This is a genomic window from Nocardioides cavernae (assembly GCF_013410035.1).
GTDB lineage: Bacteria > Actinomycetota > Actinomycetes > Propionibacteriales > Nocardioidaceae > Nocardioides > Nocardioides cavernae_A.
This window is the reverse complement of record NZ_JACCBW010000001.1, coordinates 619,301-637,208: the sequence shown is the minus strand read 5'-3', so window position 1 is coordinate 637,208 and position 17,908 is coordinate 619,301. Positions and strand designations below refer to the sequence as shown.

Below are 17,908 nucleotides of genomic sequence, written 5' to 3'. Positions count from 1 at the left end.
TCACGGGACGACCGTCGGCGACCACGCCTGCTCGATGAGCAGCTCCGGCGTGGCGTCGGCTGCCGCGTCGACCGACCACACGTCGGTCACTCCGGGCTCGTCGCGACGCGGCATGCCGTAGAGCAGGGTGTCGTCGTCGAGCCACTCGACCTGGTCGTCGAGCCCGCGCGGACCGTCCTCGAGCACCGCGCGATCGCCGGTGGCGAGGTCGAGGACGGCGATCTGCCACACCACCTTGCGGCCCGGGTCGACGTCGACCTTGAAGGCGACGCGCGAACCGTCGGGTGAGAGTGCCGGGCACTCCGCGTCCTCGGCGACCGCAGTGAGCGTGCGCGCCTGGAGGTCGCCCTCCACGAGATGTGTACGGCCGCCGGTGGCGACCGTCGCGTAGAACGTCCGGTCGTCGTCGGCGAAGGTCACCCCCCAGACGTTGCGGTCCACAGGATCCACTTCCTCCCCGGCGACGACGAGCTGGAACTCCTCCAGGTTGCCCCAACGCTCGCCACCGTCGAAAGCGTGCACCTCGGTGGCGGTGGAGAAGCCGGTCGACATGTAGGAGTGCCCGGTCACGAACACCGTGGTCGCCACGAGCGAACCGTCCGGGGAGAGGCGGGTGCGACTCGGGATGCCGGGCAGGTCAGTGTCGTCCACCACCTGCCAGTCGGCGTCCAGCTGCTGGGAGGTGTAGGCCGTGGCAACCCCGCGCTCGGTCGCCAAGCACGAGGCACCCGAGGCACGGGCGGCGACCCGGTCGCAGACGACGTCCGTGAAGGCGCGCGGTCCGGACGGATCATCGAGACCGACCATCGCGACGTGCCCGTACTCTGCGTCGATCCCGGTGTGGCGGAAGACGATGCGTGGACCGTCGGCGACCGCGTCGACCGGTGCCTGCGCGGTGTCGGGCTCGGCGGCACGCTGAGCGCGTACCTCGCGACCCTCGCGCAGGACGTAGAACCCGGCGGCGGCCACCAGCACGACGACGACGGCGACGAAGGCCACGACCCGGGCGCGCCCGGTCACGCTGTGACCTCGGACCGGTCGAGACGGCCGATCCGGGTCGCGGCGCCGGCGATCGCGACGGTGAGGAGCGTGGCGACGGTCGCCATCGCGGCGGCGGGACCGAGGAGGAACCAGAGCAGTCCGAAGCCGGCCGAGGCGAGCATCCGGGCCACCGCCACCACCGTCTGGGCCGCTGCGATGCCACTCGTGCGGGCCTGGACGGGCACGAGACGGCCGGCGATGGCCGCGATCACGCCGTCGGTGGCCGCGTAGAAGACGCCGAGCAGCGCGAGCGTCCCGACGGTGGCGGCCGCAGTGGACGTGGGCAGGACCGAGCACAGGTAGGCGCCGACGAGCGCGAGGTGCCCCAGGACCAGGGTGCGGGACCGTCCCACCCGGTCGGCGAGTCGTCCGATCGGGACGGCCAGGAACAGGTAGGCGACGTTGGTGCCGACGTAGAACAGCGGGAACCACGTCACGTTGACGCCGCCATGGTCCAGCAGCGCGAGGTAGATGAAACCGTCACCCACGGTCAGCAGGCCGAGCACGCCCGCCACCACCAGGAGCGGACGCAGGCGGCGGTCGCCGAGGTCGCGCCAACGGAACGGCGGAGGCGTGGGTCCTGTCTGTCCAGCAGCGCGGGCGCCGCGGTCCCTCCGGGGTCGTACGTCCGGGCCGAGCAGCCCCAGCAGCGCGACGCCGGCGAGGGCGAACGCGAGGGACACGACGAGGACGACCGAGTAGCCGTCGGGGATCGCCCACAGCAGGCCGAAGGCGATCAACGGGCCGAGTGCTGCGCCGATGGTGTCGAGCATCCGGTGGACGCCGAACGCGCGACCGAGGTGCTCGGTGGGTGTCGCGGTGCTGATCATCGCGTCCCGTGGCGCAGTGCGGATGCCCTTGCCGATGCGGTCCGCGGTGACCACGGCTGCGATGCCTGCGGCGCCGGAGGCGAAGAGGAGGAAGACGCGTGCGACGGCGGACAGGCCGTAGCCGAGGAAGGCGACCCACTTGGGCCGGTCCGTGGCGTCGGAGACCCAGCCGCCACCGAGGCGCACCAGCGCGCTGACGCCTTGGTAGAGGCCGTCGATGAGGCCGTACGCGACGGGCGACAGCCCGACGACCATCGTGAGGTAGAGCGGCAGGATCGCAGAGACGGACTCCGAAGAGACGTCGGTCAGGAGCGACACGATGCCGAGGAGGACGACCGCGCGGCCCACCGGGGGACGGGCGGCTCGCGTGCCGTCGGCGGCGCGTTCGTCGGCACCGGGCCTGTCCCGGACGCTGATGTACATGGCTCAGTCTCTCCCGGCACGCAGCGTCGCGTGGACGGAATAGCTCGTCCGTCCCGACCGGGCCTGGACGGTGATCGTGACGGTGCTGTCCCCGCGTCGGAACGCGGCTGCGCGGGCGCCGGCCACGGTGACCGGAGCATCCTGCTCCTGCAGGCCGCGACCCGACAACCGCGTGCGGAAGGCGACGAGCACCTGTTCCGGCGCGAGGGCGCTCGTGCCCGCCAGCGCGACCTGCAGGCGTCCGGCAGAGGGTGAGACGCTGGTGGTCTCGACCTGGCTGGAGCGCACGGGGCGGAGGAAGGCGGGGTAGCCGGCCACCACCCGTCCACGAGCGGACGCCGCAGCTGGGAGCGGCGTGGAGACGAGTGGTCCGCTGCGCACGGGGGTGAGGAGCTCCGTCAGGCTCTCGACCTCCTCCTCAGGGGCCTCCGGCATCTCGAGGCCCGGCTCGCTGCCGTTGTCGACCTCCTCGCCGGTGGACCCTTCGCCCTGCTCGTCCCCTGACGGGGTGGCCGACGAGTTGGACGACGCGTCGGCGCCGGACGCGGGCTCGGGGGCGATCGACGACGTGCCGTCGCGCTCGGCCGAACTCGTGGCGCCCACGTCAGCGGAGCCGGCGGCCGAGGGCTGCCCGTGCGTCGGGTCCGCCGCCGGCGGGGCCTGCCCGCCGCAAGCGGCCAGCACCACGCCCGCAACCGCGCACGTCATGACGTGCGCGGCCCTGTTCCTTCGGTTGGTTGTCTTCATCTGTGTGGCCGCCCCCTGCGGCCGTACCGCACCTGAGTGCGGTCCTGCTGTGTTCCCGGCGTCTGTCAGTACGCCCCGTGGTGGCCGAGGACGGCCCGTACGGTGCGCACCAGGATCGACAGGTCGAGCCGGAGCGACCAGTTGTCGACGTACTTGATGTCGAGGCGGACCGACTCCGCCCACGACAGGTCCGAGCGGCCGGACACCTGCCAGAGACCGGTGACACCCGGCTTGACGACGAGCCGCCGCTGCGGGTCGATGTCGTAGCGGGCGACCTCGCTCGGCAGCGCCGGGCGCGGGCCGACGAGCGACATGTCGCCGCGCACGACGTTCCACAGCTGCGGCAGCTCGTCGAGCGAGAACTTGCGCAGCCGACGACCGAGCGGCGTGATCCGCGGGTCCTGGGCGATCTTGAAGAGCACCTCGTCCTTCTCGTTCTCCGCCGCCAGGCCGTCCCGCACGGCCTCTGCGTCGATCCCCATCGAACGCAGCTTGAGCATCGTGAACGGCACCCCGTCGCGGCCGATCCGCTCCTGGCGGAAGAGCGCCGGGCCGGGGGTCTCGCGGCGGATCGCCACCGCCAGCACCGCCAGCAGCGGCAGGGCGAGGACGAGCGCGACCAGCGCGAACGCCCGCTCGACGACGTCCTTGACCACACGACGTGGTCCGTGGAGGACCGGTTGGCGCACGTGCATCACGTCGAGCCCGGAGTCGGACAGCACCCGGGTGCGCGTGGGCTCCACGTCGAGGAGACCGGTGCCGAGGTAGAGCTCGGCACCCACGCCGGCCAGCGACCAGTGCAGGCGACGCACCTCCGGCGGGCTGAGCCGCGCGCCGGGGAGCACGACCACGGCGTCGGCACCGTGCCGGTGGGCGATCTCGGACGCGGAGGCGAAGCCGACGTAGGTCGGCAGCCCACCGAGGGGCTCCTTGGCGGTGCGCGTCAGGCAGGCGGCGACGACCTCGTGGGTGCCGGAGGCCTCCAGCGCGGCGACCAGGTCGCGCACGTCGCGGGAGCGGCCGGCGAGCACGACGCGCGGGCGGCGCGGCCGGCGGCCGGCCAGGAACGGGACGCCGCTCGCGACGGTGAGTGCGGCGACGCCGGCGACCAGGCCGGTCACGTCGGCGTGCCCGAGCCACGGGGCGAGGGCGAGCGCGAGGACGGCGGCGCGGATGCCTGACCAGGCGAGGACGCTGACGCGAGCCGAGCGCGCCTGGCCCAGCGCCTGGTGGCGGTAGCGGCCGGCCCCGGCGAGCATCAGCGGCCACCCGACGGCCAGCGCGAGCGCGGCGACGGCGGGCAGCTGGCCGGTGGCCCAGGCGGTGGCGCCGACGGCGAGCGCGAGACCGAGGTCGAGGAGGACGGCGGGCCACACGGGACCGCGGCGCGAGCCGGTCGGCCGGGAGTCGGCCACCGGCGGCACGACCGCCGGCGGGACGGTGACGGAGCTCGGGGCGAGTGGAGGAGCCACGAAGGCGCTCGGGGCGGCTGCTCGGGGCCGGGGGATCGTCGTCCTCCCCAGCGTCGACACCTCCGGCGTCATCACGTCGGCTACGACCTGCGTCATCCCCATCAACCCCCTCCGGACCACCGCCCAAGGCGGTCCGCTGCTGACCCTTGGTGCGAGCCTAGGAACGCGGGGCCGGCACGGCATGCCGCAAATGAGCGATAGGCGTGCACGTCCGGGAGATACCCAGTCAGAGGGATGGGCAGCGGTCGGGGCTGGACCTAATCTCGAAGAGGTGCACCCACAACACTGGTTCGCCCTCTAGGGCCAGCCCCGCACTGGCCGCCCCTGGTGGCCGCTGGCGTGACGAGAAACCCCACGCCTCGTCATCCGGATTACCGACGCGAACCAGTGGCGGCGGTCGAGGCCCCCCTCCTCGGCCGCCGCAGCCGCGCGCCCGGACACGGGCGTACGCCGACGTGCGTCACCCGCCGCCGGGGCGGGCGAACCTCAGGAGCCGTGGACGTACGACGGCGCCGACTGCCGCGGCCGGGGCAGGGCCGGTGCGGTGCCGAGGAAGCAGTCGTGCCAGACCTCGAGGCCGAGCAGCGTCCAGAGCCGGGCGTCGACCTCCCCGGAGCCGCCTGAGTGCAGGAGCAGTCCGCTCACGACGTCGGGGTCCAGCGTCGTCGCCACCCACGAGCCGGTGCCGGTCAGGCGGTCGTGGAGCAGGTCGCGCACGCCCGCGTCCAGCAACGCGTGGTGGCGGCGGGTCGGGCGGGCGTCGATCACCTCGTCGGGCAGCAGCGGTCGCGCAGCCTCGCGCAGCACCCACTGCGTCGACCCGGCGCGCACCTTCAGCGACGTCGGCAGCCGGAACGCCAGCTCGACGAGGCGGTGGTCCAGCAGCGCCGGGCGCACCTCGAGCGAGGCCGCCTTCGACATCCGGTCGGCGCGCTCGAGTAGGTGGTCGGGCAGGTCGTGGCGCAGGTCGTGGCGCAGCATGCGGTCGACCGCGTCGGCGCCCGACGCCGCGGACGTACGCCGGTCCGGCGGCGGCGCGACGCCGAGCAGGCGCTGCCGCTCGGCCGAGGTGAACGTGGCGCCCAAGCGCCGCTCGACCGGTCCGGCGAGCCCGGTGCGGACGAGGGCCGGCAGGACGTGGGCGCGCTCGGCGAGCCGGGCGTAGCGGTAGCGGCCGTGGCCGCCGAACAGCTCGTCTCCGCCGTCGCCCGACAGCACCACGCCGACGTGCTCGCGCGCCGCCCGGGCGAGCGCGAACGCCTCGACGTCCTCGGTCTCGGCGATGGGTGCGTCGCGGTGCCAGGTCAGTCGGGTCCAGAGCGCGTCGAGCTCGTCGGCCCGGACCGCCACCTCGTGGTGGCGGGTGCCGAGGAGGTCGGCCACCCGGCGGGCCGGGTCGGTCTCGCCGTCCGAGGCGACCGCGAAGGAGTGCAGGTGGTCGTCCCCGCGCAGCTGCTGGGCCTGGGCGGCGACCAGGCTGCTGTCGAGTCCGCCGGACAGGTGCACGCCGAGCGGCACGTCGGCAGCGAGCGCGGTGCGTACGGCCTCGCGCACGCCGTCGCCGACCGCCTCGACGGCGTCGCCGGCGCTCCAGGTGCCGTCGGGGTCGCACTCGGGCGGCACCCAGTAGGGCACCTCCTCGACGTGCCCGCCCGCGCTGATGGCGACGCGGTGCGCGGGGCGTACCTTCTTGACGCCCTCGAAGAGCGTGTCGGGGGCCGGGACGGTGCGGGTGGCGAGGAACGCGTCGAGGCTGCGGTGGTCGAGCGCCGCAGCCGGCCCGACGACGAGCAGCGCCTTGACCTCGGAGGCGAACGCCAGCCCTCCCGGGACGTGGCGGTAGTGCAGCGGCAGGATGCCGAGCCGGTCCCGGACGAGGTGCGTGGCGCCCGTGCGCAGGTCGTGCGCGACGAACGCGAACTGCCCGCGCAGCCGCTCGACGAAGCTGATGCCCTCGAGCGCGAGCCCGGCGAGCACGACCTCGGCGTCGCCGCGGGTGCGGAACGGGTGGTCGAGGTGGGTGCGCAGGCTCTCGTGGTTGAGGATCTCGCCGTCGAGCACGAGCGCCCAGCGGCCGTCGGCGGAGAGCATCGGCTGGCGCGCGTGCTCGTCGTCGATGATCGCGAGCCGGGCGTGGGCCAGGCCGACGTCGGGCCCGACCCAGGTGCCCGACGCGTCGGGGCCGCGGTGGCGCAGGCGTTCGGCCATCTCGACGAGCGTGGCCTCCGCGACGCCGTCACCCGAGAACACGCGTACGCCTGCGATGCCACCCATCACGCCCCCTGCTTCCAGCCGACCTGGTTGGCCATCCCCACGGCCGCGAGCTGGGAGGAGACCTCCAGCTTGCCGAGGATGGACTTCACCTGCGTGCGCACCGTGGCCTCGGAGACCACGCTGTCCGTGGCGATCGCCCGCACCGTGCGGCCCTCGATGAGGGCGCCCAGGACCTGCCGCTCCCGCGGGGTCAGCAGGTCGAGCCGGCGGCGTACGTCGTCGTTGGCCTGGCGGTCGCGCGCCCACGCCTCGAGGAGCGTCTCGAGCTCCTCGCGGGTGACGACCGGGAGACCCTGGTGGAGTCGTCGCACGGTGGCCAGCGCCTGCTGCAGCGCGCCCGTCTTGGGCAGCACCTTGCGGGCGCCGAGCCGCATGCAGGCGCCCCAGCGGCCCACGTCCTCGGAGCCGGTCAGGACGACCACGTTGGCGTTGGCCCGGGCGAGCGGGGCGATGAGGTTGACCCCGTCGCCGAAGCGACCCAGGTCCAGGTCGAGCAGGACGGTGCGCGGGTTGGCGCGCAGGGCCAGCGACCGCAGCGTCGCCATCGACCCGCCCTCCTCCGGCGGCTCCAGCCGCCGGACGTCGTAGCCCTCGAGCGACAGCGCGAGCTCCATGGACTCCGCGAACAGGACGTGGTCGTCGATGATGAGGACCCGGTGGTCAGCCCGAGCGGCGCCAGCCATGACTGCCCTCCATCGTCAGGTCGTTCTCCGGCGAACGGCGGGCGGCGGGCAGCGAGATGACGAACGACGAGCCGGTGCCCTCCCGCTCGGCCAGGGCCAGCGAGCCGCCGTCCTCGGTCATGAGGCGCTTGGCCACGTGGAGGCCGATCCCCTCGCCGGGAGCCGCGCTGGCGCGGCCGCCCCACTCGAAGATCTGCGCGCGCTTCTCCTTCGGGATGCCGCGTCCGAAGTCGGTGATCGTGATGTCGACCGTCTCCTCGTCGCGGCGCACGACCTCGACCACGCTGCTGTCCGTGCCGCCGTGCTTGACGGCGTTGTCCATCAGGACGTTGACGACCTCGGCCAGCGCGTCGAAGCGGGCCCGGACGACGTCACCGCTGCTGCGGAGCTCGACCTGGCGGCCCTTGAGCCGTTGGACGTCGAGGATGACCTCGAGCGCCTCGTCGAGCCGCAGGTCGGTGGCGGCGGCCACCTCGCCGGAGAGCATCCGCTCCATGCGGTCGAGCTCACGGCGCAGCGACGTCCAGAGCCGGATGCGCATCTCGGCGGACAGGTCCTCGCGGTCGAGCAGCTGGGATCCGCTGACCAGGCCGGCGACCGCGCTGCGCAGCTCGTGGAGCCGCTCGCGCTGGTCGCGGGTCGCGTCGACCAGCACCCGCTCGACGGAGTCGATCCGACGGCGCTCGTCCTCCATCGCCCGGCGCAGGACGCACCAGCCGGCCGCGAGCCATGCGGCACCGAGACCGGTGCGCGCCAGCCAGAGCAGGCTGTCGGCGGCGGTGCCGGACAGTCCCAGCGGCGGGACGAGCTGGCCGAGCCCGACCACGACGGTCGTCGCGGCGAGCAGCACGGCCAGCCGCCGGTCGACCGAGCGCTGCCGGAGCACGAGGACCGTGACCACGGCGTGGGTGGCGACGAGCGCGCCGCACACCACGGTGATGAGCGGCGTCGGCGGCTGCGTGCGCGGGAACTGCAGGAGCAGGTGGCCGGCGGCCACCAGGCCCATCCCGACCCCGATGACCAGCGTGTCGTCGACGACGCTGCCGGCGCGGCGGGTCGTGGCGAGCGGCCCGACGACCGCGGCGGCCCCCGCCGCCACGACCGCGAGCACCAGCCACTGCACGGCGGAGCTGCGCGGCGGCGTGCTCTGCAGCGCGATGAGCGTCACGAGGAGCGACTGCCCGGCGACGAGCACCCCCGTCGCGACGACCCAGCCGGCTGCCGAGCGGGCGTGCCTGCGCCAGCCGACCATCGCGGCGCACCCGGCGCCGGCGACGAAGATCCCACTGACGAGCCCGTCCCCCAGAGACGGCACCGCCGATGCGGCCGGTGGTGTCCACCAGCCCTGACTACTTCCTGCGCCGATCCAGACCAGGGCCAGGAACGACGCGAGCGCCATGATCCCTGTCCCCGCCCGGCTGCGCAGTTCCCCACTGCAAAGCGCGAGCATGATTCCCTTCCCCCTTGGTGCTTCCCCATGTGATGCGTTCCCCTGAGCAGACCCACTGCTCGGGGAGTGAGGTGAGTCTGTGGGCCGTACCGCATCTGGGGCAAAGGCGGTCTGGTCCGGACTTGGGAGGACTGCCCAAGGCTTCGTCAAGGTCCTCTTCAGCGACTTCCGAGCCCGTCCCGAGTGAGCCCCAATTTCACCTCAAGGGGGTAGGTCGGCGCCGGTCGTGACGCGTGGCCCGGGCGTCCGGTGGGAGCCCGGGCGCCCCTGCCGCGGTGGCGCGCCGGGAGAACCGGGCGGGACGGACGTACGGCCCTCGCGGGGCCCGCTTCCCGCGTACGGCCTCCCCAATGTGGTGCACGTTGGCCAAACGGTCGACATCCCGCGTGGGGCTGGGCGAGAGGCTGGCCCGGACCGGCTGTGGAGGGAGGACTGATCAGCGTGGCGGGTCCTGTGTGCGTGCTGTCCCCGCACCTCCTGGTCGCCCAGGCGGTGGCGGCGGCGCTGCGCTCTGCCGGGATGGCGGCGGAGACCCGGACCTGGGAGTCCGCGGTCGCCCGTGGTCGCTTGACAGTCGCCGGGGAAGAAAGACCGGAGATCCTGGTGGTCATCGTTGACGGCCTTGACAACCCGTCGCTCGTGCTCCAGGTGGATCGGCTGGTCCAGCGCGGCGGCGTACGGGTGGTCGTGGTGACCTCCGCCGAGTCGGCCGTCCGCTGGGGCGGACTGCTCGCCAACGAGGCCGTCGACCTCGTCACCGTCACGACCTCCGTCGCCGAGCTGGCCGCCGTCGTGCGCCGGCTCGCGGCCGGCGGTACCTCCATGGACCCCGAGCGCAGGGCCGCCCTCCAGACGTCGTGGGCGCTCGACCTCGACCGGCGCCGTCAGCTGCGCGCGCAGCTCGAGAGCCTCTCGCCGCAGCAGCGTCGCGTCCTGGAGCTGCTCGCCTCCGGCCACCGCGTGGCCGAGGTCGGCAAGGAGATGGGCGTCGCGCACGGCACGGTCCGCAGCCACGTGAAGGCCCTGCGCGCGAAGCTCGGCGCCTCGACGCAGCTCAAGGCGGTCGCGATGTTCCACCAGGCGTACGACGTGGCGGACGGCGCCGACCTCGTCCCCAGCCCGCGGCGGGAGAGCGAGGGATCGGTGGCCGTCGCCCGTCGATAGGCTGGCGTCATGATCGATCCCACCACGCTCGACGACCACGCCTTCGCCGTCTGGGCGGCCGAACGAGCGGGCTCCGTGCTGCTCGACGTCCGTGCGGGCGCCGCGGCCGACGGCCTCGAGGGCAAGGCCCTCAAGGACGCGGGTGACGCTGCCGCGCAGGCCGAGCTCGACCGGGTGCTCACCGCGCACCGGCCCGACGACGCCGTCCTGTCCGAGGAGGCGACCGACGACACGTCCCGCGTCACCGCGCGCCGGGTGTGGATCATCGACCCCCTCGACGGGACCCGGGAGTTCTCCGAGCCGCCCCGCGACGACTGGGCCGTGCACGTCGCGCTGTGGGAGGACGGTGACCTCGTCGCCGGTGCGGTCGCGCAGCCCGCGCTGGGGGAGACCTTCAGCACCGGCCGTCCCAGCGTCGTGCCCCCGCGCACCTCCGAACGCCCGCGGATCGCGGTGTCGCGCAGCCGCCCGCCGGCCTTCGTCGAGGCCCTCGCGGCCGAGCTCGACGCCGAGCTCGTGCCGATGGGCAGCGCGGGCGTGAAGGTGATGAGCGTGGTCCGCGACCTCGCCGACGCCTACGTCCACGCCGGCGGCCAGTACCAGTGGGACAACGCCGCCCCGGTCGCCGTCGCCCGCGCCGCCGGCCTCCACTGCAGCCGGGTCGACGGGTCGCCGCTGGTCTACAACGAGGAGGACACCTCGCTGCCCGACCTCATCGTGTGCCGTCCCGAGCTCGCCGACGAGATCATCGACTTCGTCCGGCGCCACGGCACCGCCTGAGCGCGCCCTCGTCGGGTCTCGTCGGTCTGGTCAGTGGACCAGCTTGAGGCCCACGATGCAGCCGACGAGCCCGGCGAGCAGCAGTCCCTTGACGAGGGAGAACGGCTCGTCGCCGGTGACGACCGCGACGACGATCGTGAGCACCGCACCGATGCCGACCCAGACGGCGTACGACGTCCCGACCGGCAGGGTGCGCATCGCGTAGCCGAGACCGGCCATGCTCATCAGCAGCGCGACCGCGAAGGTCGCGGTCGGCACCGGGCGGGTGAGTCCCTCCGAGCGGCCGAGGGCGGTCGCCCACACCGCCTCCAGGACTCCGGACAGGACGAGCACGAACCAGGCCATGGCCATCTCCTCGATGGCCGTCTTGTCGCGCTCCCGGTACGGCTCCCTCGTCGGGTCACCCCTCGTGGGGTGGCCCCACCCTAATCGCTTGCGGACGGGCGCGCGCCTTGCCAGCGTGGGTCCCATGACCTCCTTCGTCTCGCACACGACCGTGGACTGCCACGACGCCTACGCGCTCTCCGAGTGGTGGAAGGCGCTGCTCGGCTACGTCGACCGGGACGGCGACCCCAACGAGCCCGGTCACGAGGAGTGCGAGATCCACGACCCCGCGACCGGGCACACGATCCTGTTCCTCGAGGTGCCCGACGCCGACCTGCCCGCCAAACGCATCCACTTCGACCTGCGCCCGCGCGAGGGCAGCCGGGACGACGAGGTCGAGCGGGTCCGCGGCCTGGGCGCCACCGAGGTCGACGACCAGCGGGGGACGTACGGCCCCGGCACCGGCTGGGTGGTGTTCGCCGACCCCGAGGGCAACCAGTTCTGCATCCTGCGCTCGCAGGCGGAGGTGGACGCCGGTCCGCCCCCGCCCGCGGGCGACTGAGGGGCTTCAGCTCGCGAGGTCGTAGGCCGCGCAGCCGATCATCTCCATGCTCACGGTGAGGCGGTCCATGCTGATGTTGCGGGCGATGGTGTCCTCGGGGGAGTGGTAGGGCGGCTCGAGCAGCGCCGGGGTCGCCTCGCCGCGCCAGGAGAAGTTGGCCGACGCGATGCCGACCTCCTGGAAGGACTGGTGGTCGCTGGCGCCACGCTCGGTCACCGGGGAGATCTGCGGGGCGTAGCCGAGGCGTGAGGCTGCCGCCTGGATGCGGTCGGTGGTCGCGTTGCCGGTGCCCGAGAAGGACAGCAGCCAGTAGCGGGTGGCGGGGCTCCAGCTCGTGCCGACCATGTCGTTCTGGAAGACGCCGCGGATCCGGTCGCGCTGGGCCTGGGGCAGCTGGGCGACGTGGTGGCGCGAGCCGATCAGCCCCTGCTCCTCCGAGCCCCACAGCGCCAGCCGGATGGTGGCGTCGGGACGCGGCATGGTGCGCAGCACGCGCGCGAGCTCGAGCGTGAGCACGGTGCCCGACCCGTCGTCGTTGGCGCCCGGTGCACCGATGACGGAGTCGTAGTGACCGGAGATGTAGACGACCGAGCCGCCCGGCCCCTGACGGCCCGGGATGTCCGCGAGGACGTTGTTGCTCGTGAGGTTGCGGTGCGAGGTCGTGCCGATGGTGAGGCGGAGCGCGCGGACCGCGACGTCCTCGCGGAGCAGCCGCTTCTGGACCTGGGCGACGCCGAGCACCGGGATCGTCGCGACGGGCGTCCACGGCGGGGGAGTGGTGCCGGTCGTCGGCACCAGTCGGAGCGAGGCCGCCGACGCGCGGCGGGGGTACTCGAGGTCGGCGGGCAGCAGCACGACCGCCGCCGCACCGCGTCGCTGGGCCTCCAGCACGAACGCCGCACGCAGGCTCACCCGGGTGGCGGGGACGGCGTCCTGCGCGTCGTCGGCCAGCACCACCGCGCCGGTGATCGCGGCCGGGTCGGCGGGCCACGCCGGCGCGGTCGCGGCCCGGACGTCGACGACGCGACCGGTCACCGGCGCGCCGTCGAGCCCGGCGTCCGGCGAGGCGCCCGCCTGCCAGCAGATGTCGTCGGGCAGCTGGCCGTCCGGGTCGCCGATGTCGGCGAGGAACTTGTCGGCCACGGCGAACGGCTCGAGGCGTACGTCCGTGCAGCCCGCGCTGCGGAACGAGGTCAGCGCGAACTCCGCGGCGGCCTTCTCCGAGGCCGTGCCGCCGATGCGGGGGCCGATCTGCTCGGACAGCACGCGGAGGTCGCGCAGCGCACGCGCGGGCCGGATCTTGCGGACGACCTGGGTGTCGCGCTGGCGCAGGACCGGCGGGCGCACGGCCCCCGGGCGGGTGGTGTCGGCGGCCCAGGCGGGCTGGCCGGCCGCGACGAGGGCGACGCCCCCGGCTGCTCCGGCGGCGCCGGCGAGGAGGCGGCGACGGTCGAGGGTGGGCAGGGTGGACTGGTCTGTTCCCGAGAAGTGGTTCATGCCACGCGAACCTATGTCGGACGGGGCCGTCCGGCATCCGTCCTTCGGACGATCACGCGGCCGGGACGACACCGGCCCGGCACGGAGGTGTCCGTGCCGGGCCGGGTGCGCTGCGCGACCTGAGGTCGCGGGTGGATCAGTGGTGCGGGTGGTGCAGCGGGTCAGGAGACCCAGGTGCGCCAGCCGAAGCCGGTGCCGAGGTACTTCGAGTCGCCCTTGACGACGAAGTTCCAGTACCAGGTGCCCTTGCGCTTGGGCAGGGTGACCTTGTACTTGCCCTTCTTGTTGGTCTTGATCGTCTTGAACTTCTTGTAGCCCTTGCCCTGCTTCTTCGAGACCGAGATGACGATCTTCTTCTTGCCGCCGTCGGGCGTGAGCTTGCCCTTGATGACGAAGCCGCTCTTGGGGGCGGTGAGCTTGCGGGCGACGCCGACGGTGAACGGGGCGGACTCGCTGGCGGCGTAGTTGTCGCCGTAGGTGCCCTGGTCGGGGTCGGTGAAGCCGCTGTAGACGACCTTGTAGGCGGTGTTCATCCGCGGCTTGACGTCGTAGAAGGACGCGTAGGTGTTCTCGGCGGTCGCGACCGGCGCCCAGGCGCTGCTCCCGGCCTCCTGCGCGAACAGGGTCACGGTGCCGTCGGTGCTGCCCGGCGCGAAGCCGTCGGAGCTCGACAGGTCGACCGAGATCGACAGGTCGCTGCCGTACTCGAGCTCGGTGGTGCTGGGGGTGGCCACGATGGTGGTGGTCCAGTTGTCGGCGGCCTGGCTGGGCGCGGCGATGGCGATCGGCGTGAGGCCGAGCAGGCCGGCCGTGACGGTGCCGGCGATGAGACGCGTGGTGCGCATGTCCCCGTGTTCCTCTCAGGAGAAGTTCTGGTCGACCGGCAGGTGTCCGCCGGGCGTTGAGGTGCCTGCTACCCGCGTGACGCCCGGGCAAACCCTGTCGTGCTGGGGCGGGTCCGCCGGAATCCCACGTGCGCCACTGTCGGGCAGCACCCGTAGACTCTCAAAACCCCCCAACCGCCACGCGTTTGGGGTCGTTCTGCGTGCTCCCCGAAGGGATCCCGGTGTCCTCCACACCCCTCCTCACCCCGCTCCTCGCGACCGCCCGGCGCCTCGTCTCCGCCCCCACCCTCGGTGGTGCGCTGGCCGACGCCGCCGTGCAGTCCTCGCTCGACCTGACCGGTCCGGCCGCGGTCCGTCCCTTCGTGGTGCACGGTCTCGTCGAGCGCGGCCGCACGGTCCTGGCGGTCACCGCGACGTCCCGCGAGGCCGAGGACCTCGTCGAGGAGCTGGCCGACCTCGTCGACCCCGACACGGTCGCCTACTACCCGAGCTGGGAGACGCTCCCGCACGAGCGGCTCAGCCCGCGCAGCGACACGGTCGGGCGCCGGCTCGCGGTGCTCCGCCGGCTGCGCCACCCCGGCACCGACGCCGCCAACGGCCCCCTCCAGGTCGTCGTGGCCCCCATCCGCAGCCTGCTCCAGCCGCAGGTCCCCGGACTGGCCGACATCGAGCCGGTCGAGCTCGCCCCGGGGGACTCCAGGCCGCTCGACGACGTGGTCCGCGGCCTGGCGGACACGGCGTACACCCGCGTCGACATGGTCGAGCGGCGCGGGGAGTTCGCGGTGCGCGGCGGCATCGTCGACGTCTTCCCGCCGACCGAGGAGCACCCGTTGCGGGTGGAGTTCTGGGGCGACGACGTGGAGGAGATCCGGGCCTTCTCCGTCGCCGACCAGCGCACGCTCGAGACGGTGCAGCGGCTCTGGGCGCCGCCGTGCCGCGAGCTGCTCCTCACCGAGGACGTACGCCGTCGCGCCGCGGAGCTCGGCCAGGCGCACCCGCAGCTGCTCGAGCTCACCGACAAGATGGCCGCCGGCATCGCCGTGGAGGGCATGGAGTCCCTCGCCCCGGTGCTCGTGGACACGATGGAGCTCCTCGTCGACCTCATGCCCGCCGAGACGACCGTGCTGGTCCTCGACCCCGAGCGCGCCCGCACCCGCGCGCACGACCTGGTCGCCACCAGCGAGGAGTTCCTCAGCGCCTCGTGGGCCGCGGCCGCGGGCGGCGGCACGGCCCCGATCGACCTCGGTGCCGCGTCCTACCGCGAGATCGCCGACGTCCGGCTCCGTGCCCTCGGGCTGGGGCACGCCTGGTGGACGGTGTCGCCCTTCGGGATCGACACCTCCGACGTGCCGGCCGAGGCGCAGACGGCGGGCGTGCCGAGCCGGACCCTGCCCACCCAGGGCGCCGACGCCTACCGCGGCGACCTCCAGCGGGCGGTCGACGACATCCGCGGGTGGGTCACCGACGGCGTCGACGTGGCGGTGGTCCACGCGGGCCACGGCCCGGCCCAGCGGTTCGTCGAGCTCCTCGGCGAGAACGACATCGCCGCCCGACTCGTCGAGGAGGGCGAGGGTGCGGGGTCCGACGTCGTCACCGTGACCTGCGGCCACCTCGTCCACGGCCTGGTCGACGAGGAGGCGGGCGTCGCGGTCCTCACCGGCGACGACCTCTCCGGCCAGAAGGCCTCGACCCGCGACATGCGCAAGATGCCTGCGCGCCGCAAGAAGCAGATCGACCCGCTCGAGCTGAAGGCCGGCGACTACGTCGTGCACGAGCAGCACGGCGTGGGGCGCTTCGTGGAGATGAAGCAGCGCGAGATCGGCGGCGCGGTGCGGGAGTACCTCGTCCTGGAGTACGGCCCCAGCAAGCGCGGCGGGCCCAACGACATGCTCTACGTCCCGGCCGACACCCTCGACCAGGTCACCCGCTACGTCGGCGGGGAGAACCCCAGCCTCGACCGGCTCGGCGGCGGTGACTGGACCAAGCGCAAGAACAAGGCCCGCCGGGCGGTGCGCGAGATCGCGGCCGAGCTCATCAAGCTCTACGCCGCCCGCCAGGCCACCCAGGGCTACGCCTACGGTCCCGACACGCCGTGGCAGCGCGAGCTCGAGGACGCCTTCCCGTTCACCGAGACGATCGACCAGCTCACCACCGTCGACGAGGTCAAGGCCGACATGCGTCGCGTCGTGCCGATGGACCGGCTCGTGTGCGGCGACGTCGGCTACGGCAAGACCGAGATCGCGGTGCGCGCGGCCTTCAAGGCCGTGCAGGACGGCAAGCAGGTCGCCGTGCTCGTGCCGACGACCCTCCTCGTCACCCAGCACCTGTCGACGTTCTCCGAGCGCATGACCGGCTTCCCGGTCGTGATCAAGGGGCTCTCGCGCTTCCAGACCGACAAGGAGGCCAAGGAGGTCGTCGCCGGGCTCGCCGACGGCTCGATCGACATCGTGGTGGGCACCCACCGCCTGCTCAACCCCGAGATCAAGGTGAAGGACCTCGGTCTCATCATCGTCGACGAGGAGCAGCGCTTCGGCGTCGAGCACAAGGAGCAGATGAAGCGGATGCGCACCTCGGTGGACGTGCTCTCGATGAGCGCCACGCCGATCCCGCGCACGCTCGAGATGGCGGTCACCGGCATCCGGGAGATGTCCACGATCACGACGCCGCCGGAGGAGCGGCACCCGGTCCTCACCTACGTCGGTGCCTACGAGGACCGCCAGGTCGTCGCGGCCGTGCGCCGCGAGCTGCTGCGCGAGGGCCAGGTGTTCTACATCCACAACCGGGTGCAGTCGATCGAGAAGGCCGCCGCCCGGATCAAGGAGCTCGTGCCGGAGGCCAGGGTCGCGACCGCGCACGGCCAGATGAACGAGCGCCAGCTCGAGCAGGTGATGCTCGACTTCTGGGAGAAGCGCTTCGACGTCCTGGTCTGCACGACGCTGGTGGAGTCGGGCCTCGACGTGTCCAACGCCAACACGATGATCATCGAGCGCTCCGACACCCTCGGCCTCTCGCAGCTGCACCAGCTGCGGGGCCGGGTCGGACGGTCCCGCGAGCGGGCGTACGCCTACTTCCTCTACCCGGCCGAGAAGCCGCTGACGGAGACCGCGCACGAGCGCCTCGCGACCCTCGCCCAGCACTCCGACCTGGGTGGCGGCATGGCGATCGCCATGAAGGACCTCGAGATCCGCGGTGCCGGCAACCTGCTCGGTGGTGAGCAGTCCGGGCACATCGCGGACGTCGGGTTCGACCTCTACGTCCGCCTCGTCGGCGAGGCGGTGGCCGACTTCAAGGGCGACACCGAGGACGAGCTCGCCGAGGTCCGGATCGAGCTCCCCGTCGACGCGCACCTGCCGCACGACTACATCCCGAGCGAGCGGCTGCGCCTCGAGATCTACAAGCGCCTCGCCGAGGTGCGTTCCGACGCCGACGTCGACGAGGTCCGCTCCGAGCTCCTCGACCGCTACGGCAACCCGCCCGAGGTCGTCGAGTCCCTGCTGGTCGTCGCGCGCTTCCGGGCCCGCTGCCGCCAGGTCGGTGTCGGCGAGGTGACGGTCGCCGGCAAGTACGTCCGGTTCGCGCCGGTCGACCTGCCGGAGTCGCGGGTGGTGCGCCTCCAGCGGCTGCACCCGAAGAGCATCGTCAAGGCGCCGGTCAGCACGATCCTCGTCCCGCGGCCGCAGAGCGCGGGGTTCCCCGTACGCCCGGTGGCGGGCGTGGCCCTGCTTGAATGGGCCCGCGGTGTGATCGACGACATCATCGACGTCCCCGCCCCGGCGCCAGCCGCGACCGGCCCGACCGACCCGACCAAGGAGTGAG

At 73.3% G+C, this 17,908-nt stretch carries 14 protein-coding genes and 1 riboswitch; of the genes, 4 read left to right on the top strand and 10 right to left on the bottom strand.

Features of this window, described 5'->3' with window-relative positions; genetic code table 11:
* From F4692_RS03120 to F4692_RS03090, 7 genes are all read right to left on the bottom strand, one after another.
* The gene (locus F4692_RS03120; RefSeq protein ID WP_179618158.1) at nt 1-1,020 is read right to left on the bottom strand and encodes a TolB family protein; all 1,020 of its coding nucleotides are present in this window, start codon (nt 1,018-1,020) and stop codon (nt 1-3) included.
* The gene (locus F4692_RS03115; protein WP_179618157.1) at nt 1,017-2,294 is read right to left on the bottom strand and encodes an MFS transporter; all 1,278 of its coding nucleotides are present in this window, start codon (nt 2,292-2,294) and stop codon (nt 1,017-1,019) included. The genes F4692_RS03120 and F4692_RS03115 overlap by 4 nt, the downstream gene beginning before the upstream one ends.
* Nucleotides 2,295-2,297: 3 nt before the next feature.
* On the bottom strand, nt 2,298-2,897 hold the full coding sequence (locus tag F4692_RS03110; RefSeq protein ID WP_179618156.1) for a hypothetical protein: 600 nt from the start codon (nt 2,895-2,897) through the stop codon (nt 2,298-2,300).
* A 209-nt stretch (nt 2,898-3,106) separates the two neighbouring features.
* A complete protein-coding gene (locus F4692_RS03105) occupies nt 3,107-4,609 on the bottom strand; it encodes an exopolysaccharide biosynthesis polyprenyl glycosylphosphotransferase (protein ID WP_179618155.1) in 1,503 nt (500 codons plus the stop codon).
* Between the two features lie 390 nt (nt 4,610-4,999).
* Nucleotides 5,000-6,787, bottom strand: a complete 1,788-nt coding sequence (asnB, locus tag F4692_RS03100) for an asparagine synthase (glutamine-hydrolyzing) (RefSeq protein WP_179618154.1) — start codon at nt 6,785-6,787, stop codon at nt 5,000-5,002.
* Nucleotides 6,787-7,470 (bottom strand): LuxR C-terminal-related transcriptional regulator, encoded by a 684-nt coding sequence (locus F4692_RS03095; protein WP_179618153.1) that lies wholly within the window; start codon nt 7,468-7,470, stop codon nt 6,787-6,789. The genes asnB and F4692_RS03095 overlap by 1 nt, the downstream gene beginning before the upstream one ends.
* A complete protein-coding gene (locus tag F4692_RS03090; protein WP_179618152.1) occupies nt 7,448-8,869 on the bottom strand; it encodes a sensor histidine kinase in 1,422 nt (473 codons plus the stop codon). Before F4692_RS03090 ends, F4692_RS03095 begins: the two co-directional genes overlap by 23 nt.
* 492 nt (nt 8,870-9,361) lie before the next feature.
* Between F4692_RS03090 and F4692_RS21515 the strand changes: the two genes are divergently transcribed.
* The gene (locus F4692_RS21515) at nt 9,362-10,084 is read left to right on the top strand and encodes a helix-turn-helix transcriptional regulator (protein WP_179618151.1); all 723 of its coding nucleotides are present in this window, start codon (nt 9,362-9,364) and stop codon (nt 10,082-10,084) included.
* A gap of 9 nt (nt 10,085-10,093) precedes the next feature.
* Nucleotides 10,094-10,864, top strand: a complete 771-nt coding sequence (locus F4692_RS03080) for a 3'(2'),5'-bisphosphate nucleotidase CysQ (RefSeq protein ID WP_179618150.1) — start codon at nt 10,094-10,096, stop codon at nt 10,862-10,864.
* A gap of 30 nt (nt 10,865-10,894) precedes the next feature.
* On the opposite strand, the gene F4692_RS03075 is transcribed toward F4692_RS03080, so the two are convergent.
* Entirely contained in the window at nt 10,895-11,209 is a 315-nt protein-coding gene (locus F4692_RS03075; RefSeq protein WP_179618149.1) for a DMT family transporter, read from the bottom strand.
* A 12-nt stretch (nt 11,210-11,221) separates the two neighbouring features.
* Nucleotides 11,222-11,285: riboswitch (guanidine-III (ykkC-III) riboswitch) on the bottom strand.
* Nucleotides 11,286-11,333: 48 nt separating this feature from the next.
* Here F4692_RS03075 and F4692_RS03070 point away from each other — a divergent pair.
* Entirely contained in the window at nt 11,334-11,750 is a 417-nt protein-coding gene (locus F4692_RS03070) for a VOC family protein (protein ID WP_179618148.1), read from the top strand.
* 6 nt (nt 11,751-11,756) lie between these two features.
* Here the strand turns inward: F4692_RS03070 and F4692_RS03065 are convergent, their stop codons facing one another.
* Both F4692_RS03065 and F4692_RS03060 read right to left on the bottom strand, forming a co-directional pair.
* Nucleotides 11,757-13,247: a M20/M25/M40 family metallo-hydrolase gene (locus tag F4692_RS03065; protein WP_179618147.1), complete on the bottom strand. Its 1,491-nt coding sequence runs from the start codon at nt 13,245-13,247 to the stop codon at nt 11,757-11,759.
* 161 nt (nt 13,248-13,408) lie between these two features.
* Nucleotides 13,409-14,092, bottom strand: a complete 684-nt coding sequence (locus F4692_RS03060) for a hypothetical protein (protein WP_179618146.1) — start codon at nt 14,090-14,092, stop codon at nt 13,409-13,411.
* Between the two features lie 215 nt (nt 14,093-14,307).
* Here F4692_RS03060 and mfd point away from each other — a divergent pair, with 215 nt between their 5' ends.
* Complete coding sequence (mfd, locus tag F4692_RS03055) at nt 14,308-17,907, top strand: transcription-repair coupling factor (RefSeq protein ID WP_374757293.1); 3,600 nt, start codon at nt 14,308-14,310, stop codon at nt 17,905-17,907.
* Nucleotide 17,908 lies beyond the last annotated feature (1 nt).

Coding starts and splice junctions, on each gene's coding strand:
- F4692_RS03070 (WP_179618148.1), top strand. CDS start 11,334: ATGACCTCCTTCGTCTCGCACACGACCGTGGACTGCCACGACGCCTAC.
- asnB (WP_179618154.1), bottom strand. CDS start 6,787: ATGGGTGGCATCGCAGGCGTACGCGTGTTCTCGGGTGACGGCGTCGCG.
- F4692_RS03075 (WP_179618149.1), bottom strand. CDS start 11,209: ATGGCCTGGTTCGTGCTCGTCCTGTCCGGAGTCCTGGAGGCGGTGTGG.
- F4692_RS03090 (WP_179618152.1), bottom strand. CDS start 8,869: ATGGCGCTCGCGTCGTTCCTGGCCCTGGTCTGGATCGGCGCAGGAAGT.
- F4692_RS03105 (WP_179618155.1), bottom strand. CDS start 4,609: ATGACGCAGGTCGTAGCCGACGTGATGACGCCGGAGGTGTCGACGCTG.
- F4692_RS03115 (WP_179618157.1), bottom strand. CDS start 2,294: ATGTACATCAGCGTCCGGGACAGGCCCGGTGCCGACGAACGCGCCGCC.
- F4692_RS03080 (WP_179618150.1), top strand. CDS start 10,094: ATGATCGATCCCACCACGCTCGACGACCACGCCTTCGCCGTCTGGGCG.
- F4692_RS03095 (WP_179618153.1), bottom strand. CDS start 7,470: ATGGCTGGCGCCGCTCGGGCTGACCACCGGGTCCTCATCATCGACGAC.
- F4692_RS03065 (WP_179618147.1), bottom strand. CDS start 13,247: ATGAACCACTTCTCGGGAACAGACCAGTCCACCCTGCCCACCCTCGAC.
- F4692_RS03060 (WP_179618146.1), bottom strand. CDS start 14,092: ATGCGCACCACGCGTCTCATCGCCGGCACCGTCACGGCCGGCCTGCTC.